We start from the raw sequence: 1,469 nt of genomic DNA, 5'->3' as shown, positions 1-1,469 counted from the left end.
TAGAAGTTTCCATGCAGGAGGTCGCGCTTAGCGGATAGGTTTGGCGCACAATCAAAAGAGAGGAGATTTCCAAGATGATGACACCATCTATTGCGGCGACCTGCTTTGTCGCCATTGATCTGAGCAAATCGAAATGGCTGGTTGCGCTTGATGCGCCGCATTTGGCCAAGATCAAGTCTGTGCGTTTGGACGGGTTTGACACGCCGGGACTGATCGATCTGGTTCGAGCGACCGTCGCGGCGGCGACGGAGCTTTGCGGAGCGGATCAACGACCTGTCGTTTGCTTTGAGACCGGGTACGACGGTTTCTGGCTTCAGCGGCTTTTGTCCAACGAAGGGATCGAGACGCTGGTCGTGGATCCGACGAGCTTCCTCGTGAACCGCAGAGCCCGCCGGGTCAAAACAGATCGCGTCGACGCCGAAGGTATGGTCGTTCTGCTGAAGAACTATTGCTCCGGTGATCGAAAGGCGTTCCGCACGGTGCGTGTTCCAACCGTTGCCGAAGAAGATGCCAAGCGCTTCCACAGAGAACGCAAAAGGTTGATGAGCGAACGCACTGGCCACATAAATCGCATTCGTGCCCTGCTCGCCCTTCAAGGCGTCCGGCATATCAATCCAGCGATGGTCACATGGCGCAAGAAACTGGATGGCCTCGAAACTGCCGATGGCCGCCCTTTCCCCGATCAGCTCATGCGCGAGATCGTGCGCTCTTTCGAACGCTTGGAACTGACGAACAAGATGATCAAGGCTCTGGCGGAAGAACGCGACGAAGCCCTTGCGACTGAATCGGAGCGGTTTCCTGAACACGAGAAGGCCGTGCTGCTCGAAGGGCTTCGCGGTGTTGGACGACACAGTGCGATGCTCTTGTCCGCAGAGGTGTTCGGGCGAGAGTTCAAGAACAGGCGACACCTGTCGTCTTACCTTGGCCTGACGCCCAGCCCTTATTCCAGTGGTGATGTCGAACGAAGCCAGGGTATCAGCAAAGCTGGAAACCGACCGGCGCGCACCCTCGGGATCGAACTGGCGTGGTGCTGGCTGCGGTATCAACCACAAAGCGCCCTTGCGCGCTGGTTCCGGAAATACACCGCCGAACGCCCGGGAATGAGAAAGAAAGTCGCCATCGTGGCTCTTGCCCGCAAGCTCATTGTGGCCTTGTGGCGATATGTGGAAACGGGACTTGTCCCGTCTGGCGCGGTTCTGAAGGCGGAGGTGTAATACGGGATACTGAAACTTCAGAATAACGCGCAACGCCGGATGGTTGAGTGACCGAGAAGATTGATGGTCTTCACAAACCCTGTAGAAGTTTGGTCCCAACCAAGGCGGCTCCATTCCGGGAACGTGAACGGAAATTTGGTTCGGGCAGCACGCCCACCGTATGCAAGTCGATGCCACTGGAGTGAGCATAATCGAGGAGCCAAACCAGCGTTGCACAGAAAGAAAAGGACTTGAAAATGTAATTTCCTCATGCAG

Annotated in this window: 1 protein-coding gene; it reads left to right on the top strand. The window is 56.4% G+C overall.

Features of this window, described 5'->3' with window-relative positions; all coding sequences use genetic code 11:
* Window positions 1–74 precede the first annotated feature (74 nt).
* Entirely contained in the window at window positions 75–1,214 is a 1,140-nt protein-coding gene (locus IEX10_RS19835) for an IS110 family RNA-guided transposase (RefSeq protein WP_229678662.1), read from the top strand.
* Window positions 1,215–1,469: the final 255 nt, after the last annotated feature.

This window comes from Neptunicoccus cionae (assembly GCF_014643735.1).
In the GTDB taxonomy this organism is placed as follows: domain Bacteria; phylum Pseudomonadota; class Alphaproteobacteria; order Rhodobacterales; family Rhodobacteraceae; genus Amylibacter; species Amylibacter cionae.
The sequence above is the reverse complement of the archived record's forward strand: the minus strand, read 5'-3'. Positions and strand labels throughout refer to the sequence as shown.

Excerpts from the sequence above, each read along its gene's own strand:
- IEX10_RS19835 (WP_229678662.1), top strand. The coding sequence starts at position 75 with ATGATGACACCATCTATTGCGGCGACCTGCTTTGTCGCCATTGATCTG.